This is a genomic window from Streptomyces sp. NPDC002790, from assembly GCF_040295505.1.
In the GTDB taxonomy this organism is placed as follows: Bacteria; Actinomycetota; Actinomycetes; order Streptomycetales; family Streptomycetaceae; genus Streptomyces.
The window spans coordinates 1-13,808 of record NZ_JBEOVM010000029.1; the positions used below are offsets into that span (position 1 = coordinate 1).

The 13,808-nt window shown below is 73.2% G+C and carries 9 protein-coding genes; 8 read left to right on the forward strand and 1 reads right to left on the reverse strand.

Annotation, left to right across the window (positions count from 1 at the left end; all coding sequences use genetic code 11):
- Window positions 1-174: 174 nt before the first annotated feature.
- Window positions 175-363 carry a DUF6104 family protein gene (locus ABT004_RS15985; RefSeq protein WP_351336564.1) on the reverse strand — a complete coding sequence of 63 codons (189 nt, stop codon included), beginning with the start codon at window positions 361-363 and terminating at the stop codon, window positions 175-177.
- Between the two features lie 177 nt (window positions 364-540).
- Here ABT004_RS15985 and ABT004_RS15990 point away from each other — a divergent pair, with 177 nt between their 5' ends.
- The 8 genes from ABT004_RS15990 to fxsT all read left to right on the forward strand — a co-directional run bounded on the left by ABT004_RS15990 (window position 541) and on the right by fxsT (window position 13,755).
- Window positions 541-1,029 (forward strand): CU044_2847 family protein, encoded by a 489-nt coding sequence (locus ABT004_RS15990; protein ID WP_351336566.1) that lies wholly within the window; start codon window positions 541-543, stop codon window positions 1,027-1,029.
- Window positions 1,026-3,119 carry a VMAP-C domain-containing protein gene (locus ABT004_RS15995; protein WP_351336569.1) on the forward strand — a complete coding sequence of 698 codons (2,094 nt, stop codon included), beginning with the start codon at window positions 1,026-1,028 and terminating at the stop codon, window positions 3,117-3,119. The genes ABT004_RS15990 and ABT004_RS15995 overlap by 4 nt, the downstream gene beginning before the upstream one ends.
- A 108-nt stretch (window positions 3,120-3,227) precedes the next feature.
- Window positions 3,228-4,250 carry an AAA family ATPase gene (locus ABT004_RS16000; RefSeq protein ID WP_351336571.1) on the forward strand — a complete coding sequence of 341 codons (1,023 nt, stop codon included), beginning with the start codon at window positions 3,228-3,230 and terminating at the stop codon, window positions 4,248-4,250.
- 4 nt (window positions 4,251-4,254) lie between these two features.
- On the forward strand, window positions 4,255-7,608 hold the full coding sequence (locus tag ABT004_RS16005) for an SAV_2336 N-terminal domain-related protein (protein WP_351336574.1): 3,354 nt from the start codon (window positions 4,255-4,257) through the stop codon (window positions 7,606-7,608).
- Window positions 7,609-7,660: 52 nt separating this feature from the next.
- On the forward strand, window positions 7,661-7,837 hold the full coding sequence (gene fxsA / locus ABT004_RS16010; protein ID WP_351336576.1) for an FxSxx-COOH cyclophane-containing RiPP peptide: 177 nt from the start codon (window positions 7,661-7,663) through the stop codon (window positions 7,835-7,837).
- Between the two features lie 162 nt (window positions 7,838-7,999).
- Complete coding sequence (locus ABT004_RS16015; RefSeq protein WP_351336579.1) at window positions 8,000-9,190, forward strand: FxsB family cyclophane-forming radical SAM/SPASM peptide maturase; 1,191 nt, start codon at window positions 8,000-8,002, stop codon at window positions 9,188-9,190.
- The gene (locus ABT004_RS16020; RefSeq protein WP_351336581.1) at window positions 9,187-10,614 is read left to right on the forward strand and encodes an aKG-HExxH-type peptide beta-hydroxylase; all 1,428 of its coding nucleotides are present in this window, start codon (window positions 9,187-9,189) and stop codon (window positions 10,612-10,614) included. Before ABT004_RS16015 ends, ABT004_RS16020 begins: the two co-directional genes overlap by 4 nt.
- 129 nt (window positions 10,615-10,743) lie before the next feature.
- Entirely contained in the window at window positions 10,744-13,755 is a 3,012-nt protein-coding gene (gene fxsT / locus ABT004_RS16025; protein ID WP_351336584.1) for an FxSxx-COOH system tetratricopeptide repeat protein, read from the forward strand.
- Window positions 13,756-13,808: the final 53 nt, after the last annotated feature.

Consider the following 13,808-nt stretch of genomic DNA (forward strand, 5'->3'; position numbering starts at 1 on the left):
ACCGGGGCCGCCCGCCCCGCAGGGGGGGAAGGCGCGCCTGCTCCCTACCGGAGCCGCCCGCCCCGCAGGGGGGGGGAAGGCGCGCCTGCTCCCTACCGGAGCCGCCCGCCCCGCAGAGGCTTGAATGGTGCGCCTGCTGCCTACCGGGGCCGCCCGCCCCGCAGGGGGGAAGGCCTACTCGTCCTCGTCGTCGTCCTCGTCGTCGAGTCGTGCCAGCCATGTGGCGAGGCGCTCCACCGGGACCTCGAAGTCCGGGTTGAGGTCGACGAAGGTCCGCAGCTGCTCGGCGAGCCACTCGAAGGTGACCTCCTCCTCGCCGCGCCGCTTCTCCAGCTCTTCGATGCCGCGGTCCGTGAAGTACATGGGCTGTTTCTCCTGCGTGCGGGGCCCGCGCGGGCGCGCGGGCGTGGTGTCGACTGCCCACCAAGCCTATGGGGGCGGGCGACCATGAAGCCCGCCCGAGGGGTAGCCCCTGCTCATCCTGGGAAGGACCCTTGTCCCGCAAGGCAGGTCGCGGGGAACGGGAAACGGGGGAGCGGTATGGGGCAGGAAGTGACCAGGGTTGCGCGGATCGCGCTGCCGGACGGGACGCCGGTGTGGGCCCGGATATCCGGTTCGGCGGATGAACTGGGCGTACCCGAAGGGGAGTTGTCGTTCTCCGACACCGGATTCACGGATCGCGTGGAGGCGAGTGTCGAGAGTCTGCACGGGTTGGTGACGGGGGTCGCGCGCTCCCTCGCGCGGCCGCTGCGCGCCGTGCGCCCCGACGAGGTGAGCGTCGAGTTCGGTGTCGAGCTGACGGCGAAGGCGGGCAAGGTCGTAGGACTGCTCGCGGACGGTGAGGCGAAGGCGGGCATCAAGGTCACGCTGACCTGGAACGAAGGGCCGCCCGACCTGGAGAACCCGCAGGACCCCGCCGCCCGCGCGGCGGCCGCCGCACCACCCGCACCGCGCGCGGCCACGGGCGCGTCACCCGGCGCCCCGGCGCACGGGGGAGCCGACCCGACCGTCGCCGGGGCCGGGGCATGACACTCGGACGCGACGGGGGCGCACCGGGCCATCGGGATGCCGCCCTCCTTGCGCTGCGTGAACTCGTCATGGCGTCCACCGTGCGCATTCATCGCGTGCGGGCCGGGTATGCAGCGGACGAACCCGAAAGCTTCGTCGGGAGCGGCTTCTTCGTCGCCCCGAGCTGGGTTCTGACCTGCGCGCATGTGGCTCTCGGCGGGGAAGGGGGCGAGCTGACCGTGGCCTACGAGACCGGTCCCGGCCGCGGCACGTCCCGCGTGCCCGCGGAAGTCGTCGCCACGCTCCCCGAGCGCGTCGAGCAGGCAGCGCCCGGTAAATGGCCCGCCCCCGACCTGGCCCTCGTGCGGCTGCGCGAACCCGTGGACCATGAGTGCGCCTACGTAGCCGAGCGACCTGCCTCGTACTACAACGAAGGGGAGGTCTTCTACGCGGGCTGGACCGTTGTGGACGGACAGGTGTGCCGCCTCGACGGACCGATCGCGGTCAAGGGCACCATCGGCGACTGGTCGTCCGGCGTGCAGCTGCGCCTCGGCGAGAACGACCTGCCGTACGGGATCTCGGGTGGCCCCGTCGTCGATCCGGTGCGCGGCGAGGTCATCGGCGTACTGAAGTCGCGCGCCGACCACGGGCGGGGCGGCACATCCATCGGGATCGAGCAGCTGCGCACGCTGCCGGTGCCGGGGCAGGCGGTGCGGGCCGAGTACGACGACCTGTACCAGGCGGTGTTCCACGCGCACGACCGCTACCACCGGGACCGCCAGCGGCAGTCGGACGGTGGCAGGAAGACCTGGGCCGACGTGCAGAGCAGGCTCGGCGCGCGGCCGGGACGGACCCTCACTCCGGGCGAGCGCGCCCAGTTGCTCGGCCGGCTCGCGGATCTGCCGCCGCCGGTGAGCACGCGCGGTCTGCTCGACATCCTGGTGTCGCTCCCGGAGTACGAACCGGGCACGTCGCTGCCCGCGCCGCGCGGTTGGCGGGACGGCCTCGGGGCCCTCTACGAAGGCGCACACGACGACGGCGTGCGCGGGCTCGTACTCGACTACGCGATGCGGGCGCTGTCCGCCGAGCGCCCCTTCGTCACGCCGGGCACCCAGGACGCCGAGGCGGCCCTGTGGGAGTGGGTGCGGCAGGCCGGTGAGGGGTGTCTGGACGTCGGGCGCAGGCGGCGCATCGAGGCCCAGCGGAGCGAGCGCTTGCAGCGGCGCGGCTCGTCGGACGCCACGACGGCCGACCCGGCCGCCGACCGCGCACCCCGGCCGTCCGCCATGCTCGAACTCGTGGAGCGGGGCTGGGAGCGGGAGTACTGGGACTGGCAGGTGTACGTCGCCCGCCCTGACGGCTCGCGCGACTGCGTGCGGCAGGACGAGCGCACTCCTACGGAGGCGCTGCCCGGGCTGCTCGCCGCGCCGCTCGCGGAAGCGTTCCGCCAGTGCGACGAACCGGGGTGGCCCGCGGTCCTCCAGGTGGCGCTTCCGCACAACCGCCTGGACCTGCCGGTGGACGCCTGGCGGCTGGGACCCGGGGGGCCGCCGCTCGGCGCGCGCGGCCCCGTAGTGCTGCGCTGCGGCGACCGGGACCGGCTCCCCGGGGGCGGCGGATTCGCGGAGTTCGACCGGGCGTCGCCCGAATCGGGCACGGACCGGGTGGACCGCTGGCGCTGGCTGCACGCGCACGCCGCCAGGGCCGAGATCCTCGACTGCGACGGCGGGGTACCGCGGCCGGTCCCGGAGAGCGGCGAGTTGCGCAATCTGTCGCCCGCGTCCGTACCAGTGATGTGCCGCTATGGAGAGCACCGCTACGAGGACGACACCGAGGCGCTCGCCCGGATACTGCTCGGCGGGTTCGGAGTCGCCCTGTGGCGTCGCGGTCAGGCGCGGACCGCGGCGGTGTGCGGCGAGTTCCACCGCGGCGCCTCCGTCATGGTCGCCGACGCGCGCGGTGCGCGGCAACTCCCGGAGCGCGTCCACGAGTTGCGCAGAAAACTCCTGTCGAGCCGCACAGAGGCCTACTGGGCCGACGGGATCGCCCTCTACTACGACGATCCGCACCACGACCTGCCAGGCGCCGATGATCTTCTGGAGGCCCCGTGACATCAGTGTCCCGGCGACCACCCCTCTTACGCGGCCCACGATCCATCGATACCGTGAGGCACGTCCCTTCGACTGCCCCGCTGGACGAGCGACGACGAGGACCGGATCATGACCGAATCCAGTGAGTGGCTCATATACCGCGGCGCCGGCGAACCCCACGACGGGCTCGAGCGGTTGCCCGCGCCACCGCCCTGGCGCGACTTCTCGGGCCGGGACGCCGAGGGCACATCGGGCGGCTCCGAGGACCGCAGGCTCGGCGCGCACCGGCACCTCGCGGAGCTGCACAGGCCCGGTGCCGAAGAGCTCGAAATGATCAACGCGGCGCTCTACTTGCGCCGTCCGCTGCTCGTCACGGGAAGCCCGGGCTCGGGCAAGAGCACCCTCGCGCACTCGGTGGCGTACGAGCTGGGGCTCGGCAACGTACTGCGGTGGTCCATCGTCAGCCGCTCCACACTCCAGGACGGGCTCTACCACTACGACGCGATCGCCCGCCTCCAGGATGTGCAGATCGCGGCGCAGGGCGGGTACGGGTCCGCGGCCGGATCGCCGGGGGCCGTCGAGGGCATCGGGAGTTACATCCGGCTCGGTCCGCTGGGGACCGCGCTGCTGCCGTCGCCGACGCCGCGCGTGCTGCTGATCGACGAGCTCGACAAGAGCGACATCGACCTGCCGAACGACCTGCTGAACGTCCTGGAGGAGGGCGAGTTCGCGATACCCGAACTGGAGCGGGTCGCCGACCGGTTGCCGGACGGCGAGGCGGAGGTGCTCACCGACGACGGCGTGAAGGTGCGCGTCCGCGATGGCCGGGTGCGGTGCAACGCGTTTCCGTTCGTGGTGCTCACCAGCAACGGGGAGCGCGATTTCCCCGCCCCGCTGATGCGCCGCTGCATCCACCTCGAACTCGGCAGGCCCGACCACAACCGGCTCGCCACATTCGTACGCGCCCACCTCGGCGACGCGCTGGCGCGCGAGGGCGACGACCTGATCAACCGCTTCCTGGAGCGCTCCCGCAGCGAACTGCTCGCGACGGACCAGCTGTTGAACGCGATCCACCTCACCGCCGCAACCGGCACCCTCAGCCGCGACCGCCTCGCCGACCAGCTCATCCAGCGACTCGACCGCCCGAGGTGAACCGGTGAAACCCGACGCGACGGCGCGTCAGGGTGTCGGCGAGCCCGCGGAGCCCGGCCGCCCCGCGGGCGACCCCTTCGCCGATCTCATCGCCAGGCTGCGCCGGATCGGGCTCGACCCGGACGCGGAGGACCTGTGCGACGCGCTCTGGCTGGCCCGCCACGCCCGCCCCGCGCACGCCGCGGACCCGGCGGACACCGACCCCGGCGAACGGCCCGCCCGCGAAGGCGCCCGGCCGTCCCCGCTCCCGGCGACCCCGAGCCCCGCGCCCACGGAGCGCGAGCCGGAGCCACCGGCGCCCCAGGCGTATGAGGAGAGCGGCGACCGGCGCGTCGCGCTCTACCCCGTGCCCCGCACCACGTCGGGACCGGGGCGGAGCGGCCGCGCCACGCCGCTGCCGGTCGGCGTCCCGGCCGCGCCCGCGTTCCCCGCACCGCTGGAGCTCCAGCGCGCCCTCAGGCCGTTGCAGGGCTATCGCAGCGCCGCGCCGCCGCTGCGCGCGGTGCTCGACGAGACCGCGACCGCCGAGCGCACCGCACGGGCCGGCGGTCTGGTGCTCCCCGTGTACCGCGCGGTCACCCGGGCCGACGCGCGCCTGCGGCTCGTGATGGACGCCTCCTCGTCGATGCGCGTGTGGGACCGGATGTTCATCGAACTGGAGCAGGTCTTCGGCCAGTTGGGTGCCTTCTGGGACATCCAGGTCAGCTATCTGCACGAGGGCCCCGACGCGCAGGCCGCCGTCAGTCACAGCCCGGAGCTGTACGCGGCGCCCCTGCACTCCACCGACCGGCTCAGCGACCCCTCGGGCCGCCAGATCACCGTCCTCGTCAGCGACTGCGCGGGCCCGCTGTGGCGCAGCGGCCGGGCCCACCGCCTCCTGCACCAACTGGCCAGGCAGGCCCCAGCCGCCGTACTTCAGCCCCTGCCGCAGCGCATGTGGAACCGGACCCGACTGCCCGTCTCGTACGGGGAATTGAGCCGCGGCGAGGCCCTCGGAGGCGCCGCCGCGCTGCGGGTGCGGACGGCGACGGGGCCTTCCGCGCGGGACCGTGCGGGGGCGCTCCCGGTGCCCGTGCTGCCGCCCGAACCGGCGGCGCTCGGCGCCTGGGCACGGCTGCTCTCCGGGGCGGGCGCGGGGCCGGTCGCGGGGGCCGTCGGCTGGGTCAGGGCGGACCAGCGGCCGTCCACGGCGGGGCGGCAGGCGCAGCGTCCCTCGGTGCTCGAACTCGTCAGCCGGTTCCGCTCCACCGCGTCACCGGACGCGGGCCGGCTCGCCGGATTCCTCGCGGCGGCCCCGCTGTGCCTGCCCGTGATGCAGCTGGTGCAGCGGACGATGCTGCCCGGCTCCGGCCCGTCCGAGCTGGCCGAGGTGCTGCTCAGCGGCCTGCTCACGCGTGCCAAGGGGGAGCACGGCACGGACGACGTCCAGTGGTACGAGTTCGCTCCCGGCGTGCAGGAGGCGCTGCTCGGGCCGCTCGGCAGGGACGAGGCGATGCTGGTCCTCAAGCACTGCTCGGAGTACATCGAGGCCCGCTTCGGCAAGGGCGGCCCCAACTTCCCGGCCCTCGCCCTCGCGCAGCTCGGCGACGGCCGCGACGGCGCCGAACGCCCCACCGGCACCGGATACGGGCCGCCGCGCGCCGTCGACGGGGACAACGGCGACGCCGACCTCGTCCCGCAGCCCTTCGCCGAGGTCGCCGCGCGCGTCCTGGAGCGCTTCATGCCGCTGCCCGAACAGTTCGCGCTGTACGGGACCCCGGGCCACGGAGGGCCGTTGGAGACGCGCCCCACCCACCCCGCCGTCGTACGCGCACGCGCGCTGGCCGAGCGGTTCGACAGCGAGGGCATGGTGCAGGCCCTCATCGACGCCGTCCAGCTGCTGCGCGGCGCCACCGAGCACGAGCCGCCCACCGAGCGGGACTTCGAACTGTGGTCCGAGTACGCCCACTGCGTGCTGCGTCTGTGGGAGGTGCAGGGCGGCGCGGACCTGCTGCGCGAGGCGGAGCAGGCGGCCGAGCGCGCGGCCGCCCACCCGCACGCCCTGCGCGAACGCGCCGTCCTCGCGCGCGTACTCAGCACCGCCGCCACCGACCGCAGGCGCCGCGGCGACCGCCAGGGCGCCCTCGAACTGCTGCGCAGGGCCGACCGGGAGTACGCGGTGGCCTGCTCGGCCCCCGACCTGCCGGAGCCGGAGGCACTGCGCCTCACTCTGGAACGCGTCGGCGCACTGGAGGCGCAGTGGCGGCTCGGCGGGGACAGTGCGTTGCTGCAGGGGGCGGTCGGGATGCTGGAGGCGTTCGTGGACACGTGGCCGGATCGCCGGCACCCGCCCGAACTTCCGCTCACCCACGGCCGGATCCTGCTGCGGCTCTCCGGCGTGACGTCGGACGGCGAACAGGCACGCCGGTACGCGCGACAGAGCGCGCGATCGCTGCGGGACGGGCTCGACAGCGATCCGGCGGCCACCGCCCACCTGCCGCGGGTGCGCATCGTCCTCGACCTGGTGGACGCGCTCCTCGCGGCGGGCGGCGCGCTGGACGAGGCGCAGGCGCGCGTCGACGCGACTCTGCCGCTCGCCACCGACCAGGGACTGCGCGCCGGCCTGCTGGTACGCGCCGGACGCATCCGGGTGGCGCACTTCGACGAATCGGGCGACCCCCGCGAACTCCAGGAAGCCGCCGTGCATTTCGGGAGCGCGGCTCAGCGCATGTCCCGGGAGTCACCGGCCCACGCCGACGTGCTCGCCGAATGGGGCGAAGCCCTGCTGCGCCGGGCCGCGCTGGAACCGGTGCTGGTCACGCAGGCCGAGCCCGTCTCCCGCGCCATCCGCGTCCTGCGGGACTGCCGCACCGAGACAGCGGCGGGCAGTCCCAAGCTGGCCGGCCGGCTGCTGCTGCTGGGCCGCGCGCTGATGCTCCGTTACCGCACACGTGCCGACCGTGTCGACCTGCGCGAGGCCGAGCACCTCTTCGGCCTCGCGGCGGCCGGGGCCGACGATCCGCTGCTCGCCGCGCGGTGCCGGCTGGAGCTGGGCCAGGTGCAGTACGAGGTGTACCGGAGCCTCGGCCGGCCCGCCCGCCTCGACGAGGCCGTTGAGGCGTTCCGGTCGGCCGCGGACTGCGCCCGGGAGGCCGAGGAGACCGCGACGACCCACCAACGGCGCCGGGACGCCGTGGAATTGGGTGCGCAGGCGTTGCACTGGCGGGGTATGTCCTATGAGGCGGCGGCCCGCCCGCGGGCCGCCCGTGAGTCCTACCGCGCGGCGCGCGCTCGATGGTCGAAGCTGCCGGAGGGCAGCCTGGCCACAGGCGCGCCGACGGCTTTTGACACGGCGAAACGGCTGGCCGCGCTGGAGTGAGCGGACGGCGTAGGGACGCGAGGGGGACGGTGTGAACGGACACGATGAGCCAGTGGAAGCCGCGGCAGGGCCGGAGCCGGAGGGGCCGCTGCCCGATCTGACGACGCTCGCCCTGAAGGACCTGACGTCCATTCAGCATCCGGTACTGCGTGAGGTGTTGGCGGAACTGCGCGAACGTGCGGGGCATCCCGGCGAGACACTCTGGGGGTGGAACAACTCCTTCAGCTGACGCGCGGTGAGGGCGCCGTGCGGATTCGGTCGCGCGGTTTCGGTCGCGTGGTCAACCGAATCGGACAGTTCGACGGCACGGCGTTTGAGCCCGCCACCGCGACGGTAAGGGGTTCTCTGCCGGGGCGGTCGTGACACGGGCGTACGACATGGGGGTGCAGGTGTGTCCGGACAGACCGCTGCCCAGCCGAGCCCCGAACCGCCGTTCCCGTTCCGGCAGTTCGTCGTCAAGGTCCACGGCCGTTGCAACCTCGCCTGCCGGTACTGCTACCTCTACGAAGGCCCGGACGACACCTGGCGTACACGGCCCGCCGCCGCGTCCCGCGAAGTCCTGGACCGCACCGCGTCCCGTATCGCCGAGCACGCCCGCACCCATGGGCTGACCGCGGTCTCGCTGGTCTTGCACGGCGGAGAGCCGCTGCTGGCCACGGCCGCCGTGCTCGGCCGGTTCGCGGACCAGGTGCGCGAGCGGACGCCCGCCGGATGCGCGGTCCGCGTCACCGTACAGACCAACGCGACCCTGCTGACCGAGGGCCGCATGACGACCCTCGCCCGGCACGACATCAGCGTCGGTATCAGCCTCGACGGCGGCACCGCCGGCCGCAACGCGCTCCGTGTCGACCACGCGGGCCGCCCGTCCTGGCCTGCCGCCGCACGGGGCGCGCGGCTGGTCGCCGACCGCTTCCCGGCGTCCTACGCCGGGATCCTCGCGGTCGTGGACCCCGCGCAGGACCCCGTGGCGACGTACGAATCCCTGCTCACCCTGCGCCCGCCCGCCCTGGATCTGCTGCTTCCGCACGGCAACTGGTCGAACCCGCCGCCGCTCTGGGACCCGACGGACGCGGTCTACGGGGACTGGCTGTGCGCCGTCTTCGACCGCTGGTGGGAGGCCGGACACCGGGCGACACGCATCCGCCTCTTCGAGGAGTGCATCGCGCTGCTGTGCGGCCTCCCCGCGGCCACGGAGTCGCTGGGGCTCGCCCCCTTCGACGCCGTGGTCGTCGAGACGGACGGCTCGATCGAGCAGGTGGACTCCCTGAAGTCCGCCTACGAGGGCGCGTCCGCGACCGGCCTCGACGTCTTCCGGCACGACTTCGACGAAGCCCTCGGCCACCCGGGGGTGATCGCCCGGCAGTCGGCCGCGACGGCGCTGGCCGCGCGGTGCTTGGCCTGCCCCTTGCTGACGGTCTGCGGAGGCGGTCACTACGCCCACCGCTATCGGGTGGGCAGCGGGTTCCGCAACCCGTCCGTGTACTGCGCGGACCTGCAGCGGTTCATCCACCACGTGGCCGCGCGGGTCGCTGCGCCGCCCGCTGCCGCAGTCCCGGTCTCCCCCGGAAGGAGCACCCCGTGACGCTCTCGGAGATCCCGGACCGGGCCCTCGACGAACTCGGCAGGACCGAAGGAGGGCCGGACACCCTTGCGCTCCTCGTGCGCGACCAGGACTCTCGGCGCCTGCTGCTGCTCCGTGCACTGCTCGACGCGGCCGAAGCGGCCGACCCGATGCTGTGCTCCCCGGCGCAGAAGGCGCGGTTGAAGGACGACTGGGCGCTGCTGACCACGACAGAGGGGCCGGTGCGGGTGCCCGGACAGCCGCCCGCGTTCCCCGCCAGGGACCGGCTCCACTACCCGCTCACCGGCCCCTGGGCCCTGCGCTGCCTGCGCGGCCTCGACCGGCCCGCCGGAGCTCCCGGTCCGGGCGAGGCGCGCCAACTGGCCGCTGCCCTCGACCACTTCAGCGCCCTCGCCGTGGCATCCGCCGCCCGCGCCGGAAACCCCCTCACGGCGCGGCTGACCGCTCATGGCGGAACGCTCGCCCTCCCGTCCCTCGGTCGCCTGCGCACAGTCGGGGCCGGCGACGTACGGGTCGAAGTTCGGGTGAAAGACGGTCGGTTGACGCTGCGTCAGGACGGGGCGGACGACGTCACCGTCTGCCTGCAGGCCGGGTTCGGGGCGTGGTCGGGGACGCGCGCGTGGACGCCCGCGCACGCGCTTCCCGGGCTGACCCCGGAGGCCGCTCCCATGCCTCTGGACGACCTCGACCCGTACCGCGCGGGCCCCGAGCCCCGGCACCGCACCCAGAGCGGCCCGACGGCGCTGGACGACGCGGAGCGCAAGCGCTGGCTGACGGCCTGGTCGGGCACCGCCGGCGCCCTGTGCGCGGGCGGTGAACGTCGGCTGGCGGAGGCTCTGACGCTCATGCGCTGCCTGGTGCCCTTGGAGATGCCCCCGGGCGCGGAGGGTCGAGGGGGATGCAGCGCCACCCGGCGGGAGGCGTTCGGCGCGCTGTTCACCAGCACCCCGCCCTCGTCGGCCGCCTTCGCGGCGACGGTCGTCCACGAACTCCAGCACGCGAAGCTGGCCGCGCTGAGCGACACCCTGGTGCTCCATCAGGACGACGGTGTGCCAAGGCACTTCGCGCCGTGGCGCCCCGACCCACGCCCGTACGACGGCCTCCTGCAGGGCGCCTACGCGCATCTGGCGCTGGCGGACTTCTTCCAGCGTTGGGCGCTCACCGGGCCCTCCCGCAGGGAATCCGCATGGACCCAGTACAGCCGCTACCGGTCCCAGGTGGGGGCCGTGCTGCCGGTGCTCGTCGGATCGCCGTCCCTGACCGGCCGGGGACGCCGGTTCGTCGACCAGATGGTCGTCGCCCACGAACGGATGGCCGAGCATCCCGCGCCACGCGGCCATACGGCACGCGCGGAGGCGTACGTAGGTGCCGTCCGGGACCTGTGGAGGCAGCGGCAGTCCTCGACCGTCCGGCCGAATGAGTGAAGATGTCGGACGAGGGGTGTTCCGCTGCGCGAAGATCCTGGAACCAAGGCGTAGTTGGCGGTGTGACACTTACCAGCATCGCGCCGAGGTTCTACGATTTTTTTGCGACTACGCGCAGGAGGCCGCTGCATGCCTGGAACTCGTAAGCCGGTCGGCTCGACCGTGGGAGAAGCCGAGAGGCGGACGGTCACGGTCAGCTTCGCCGGGTTCAACCGTGCTTGGGCAGCCTGGATCGGGGACCGCTTGGAGCGGCGCGGCGTTCGAGTGGTGTACCAGCGCTGGGAGACCCCGGCCGAGACCCCGCTCGTCGACCTGCTGCGCGACCTGAGCCTGGCGGAGGGCCGGATTCTCATCATCGTCAGTGAGTGGTACTTCCAACTCGGCCCGCGCACGCACGAGGAGTGGAACGCCGCGCTGCGCGAGGTCGTCGCGCCCGACCCGTCCCGCTTCGCGGCTGTCTCCCTGACCACGGCCGCGGTGCCGTCCGCCGCCCCCGTGCTCGGCGCGGTCGGACTGATCAACCTGGGGGCGGAGGAAGCCGAGCGACGTCTGCTCGAACGGCTCGACCTGCCGACCGACCCGCTGCCCGCAGCCGCCGACGGCGCGCGGCGCGGCCCCCGGTTCCCGGCCACGATGCCCGAGGTGTGGGGCGGCGTGCCGCGGCGCAACACCCGGTTCACCGGCCGCGAGCCCCTCCTCAACGAGGCGTACCACCGGCTGACTTCGGCCGAACCGGGCGCGGGGGTGCTCACCCTCCACGGCATGTCGGGCGTGGGCAAGACACAGCTCGCCGCCGAGTACGTCTACCGCTTCGGCTCCGAGTACGACGTCGTCTGGTGGGTCAACGCGGAGAAGCGCGTCACCTACCGCCGCGGCCTCGCCGAACTCGCACCCAAGCTCGGTCTGCAGACCGGCCAGGAGTACGGCGAGCGGCTGCGCGCGGTCCGGGACTCACTGCGCCGGGGCGATCCGTACGCCCGGTGGCTACTGATCCTCGACGGCGCGGACGAGCCCGACCAGATCTGGGATCTGGTGCCGACGGGCCCCGGCCAGGTGATCATCACCTCCCGCAACCCGGAGTGGAGCGAGCACAACAGCATGCTGCTCGACGTGCCGGTCTACCAGCGCGAGGAATCGGTGGCGTTCATCAGGCGCCGGGCGCCCCGGCTGAAGGAGCGAGAGGCGAACCGGCTCGCGGAGGCCCTGGAGGACCTGCCGCTGCTGCTCGACCAGACGGCCGGCTGGCTGAACGACTCGGACCTCTCGGTCGAGGAGTACATCGGCCTCCTCGATGGCGGCGTCGACCAGGATGTCGTCAAGGTCTCGGCGGACTTCCCCGTCGCCTTCCAGACCGCCTGGTCGATACTGCTGAACAAGCTCCGCGACACCGTCCCCGAGTCCGTCGACCTGCTGCGCCTGTGCACGTTCTTCGCGCCCGGGTTCATCCCCGTACGGCTGCTGAAGGAGATGCCGAGCGACGACCTGCCCGAACAGGTCGCGGGACTGCTGAACGATCCGTTGCTGTGGAACAAGGCGGTCAACCAGCTGCGCCAGTACTCCGTGGTCCGCCTCGAATCCCACGAGACGGGGGCGGACGAGACGACGTCCTCCGGAGAGTCCCTGTATCTGCACCGCATGGTGCACCAGATCGTGCACGCCGACATGCCGGAGTCGGACCGGCGCGAGTTCAACGACGTGGTGCGAAGGGCGCTGGCCGCCGCGGACCCGCGCAGGCCGAGCGACACCCGCCTGTGGCCCGGCTACGCGGAGATCGCGCCGCACCTGAAGTACGCGGACGTGCTGGAGACCACGGATTCCGGCGTGCAGCGCCTGGTGCTCAACTGCCTGCGCTACATGTACTTCTCCGGCGAGTACACGGCCGGGATCAAGCTGGGCGAGCGGGCCATGAAGGCATGGCGGGCGCTGCTGGGCGAAACCCATCCGCGGATCTGGGAGCTGTCGTTCCACTACGTCAACCTGCTGCGCGCCGCCGGTGAGTACGCGCGCACGGAGGTCCTCAACCGCGCCGCTGTCGAGCATCTGCGTCAGGAGCGCGGCGCGGACGACCTGGAGCACCTGCGCGCCGCCAGCGGGCTCGCCGCCGACCTGCGCGGACTCGGCCGCTACGACGAGGCCCTCGAACTGTGCCGGTGGGTCCTGACGGCGTACCAGGGCCTCCTCGGCGACCAGGACTCGCGCACGCTGAACGCGCAGAACAACGTGGCAGTCACCCTGCGCCTGCTCGGCGTCTACTCCGAGGCCCTCGACATCGACCGCCAGGTCCTGGAGTCACGGCGGACCCTGCTGAAGGGGCGCCACCCCTGGACCCTCGACTCCCAGATCTCCTACGCCATCGATCTGCGGCTGACCGGCCGCTACGACGAGGCCGAGTCGAACCAGCTGCAGAGCCTGCGCGAGAACCGGCTCGTGATGGGGGAGAGCAACCCGCAGACACTCAAGGCCGAGTACAACCTGGCGCTGTGCCAGTACCGCAAGGGCGAGCGCGTCAAGGCGGGGAAGGTGCTCGCGAGCGTACTGGAGCGCGGCGAGCGTGTGATGGGCGAGACCCACCCGTGGACCCTCGTCTTCGCCTGCGCCCAGAGCTGCTTCGCCCGCGAGGACGGGGACATCGACGAGGCGAGGGAGCTCAGCGAGGCCATCATCTCCCGCTACGAGGTCACGCTCGCCGAGAGCCACCCCTTCGTCGCGGGCGTCCGTGCCAACCACGCCCTGATCCTGCGCAACGTGGGGGAGCGGGAGCACGCGCACGACCTCATCGAGCGGGCCCTCGCCGACATGACCGCCGCGGTGGGTGAGAACCACCCCTGGACGCTGGGCTGCGCCGTCAACGCCTCGGCGCTGCGCAACCTCGTCGGTGACACCGAATCCGCGGCCGAGCTCAGCAACGCGACGGTCACCCGCGCCATCGAGGCGCTGGGCCGCACCCACCCCCTCAGCCTGTCCGCGCGCATCGCGTTCGCGGCCGACCTCCGCGGCCTGCGGGAACGTCGGCAGGCGGAGAAGACCGAGCAGGAGGCCCTCTCGGACCTGGAGTCGACGCTCGGCAAGCAGCACGTGCACACGATCTCGGCCCGCGCCCGCAACCGCCCCCACTGGGATTTCGAACCCCAGACGACCTGAGCACAACCGAGCACGCACGCCAAAAGGCCCGGCCCCCGGAGAAGGGGGCCGGG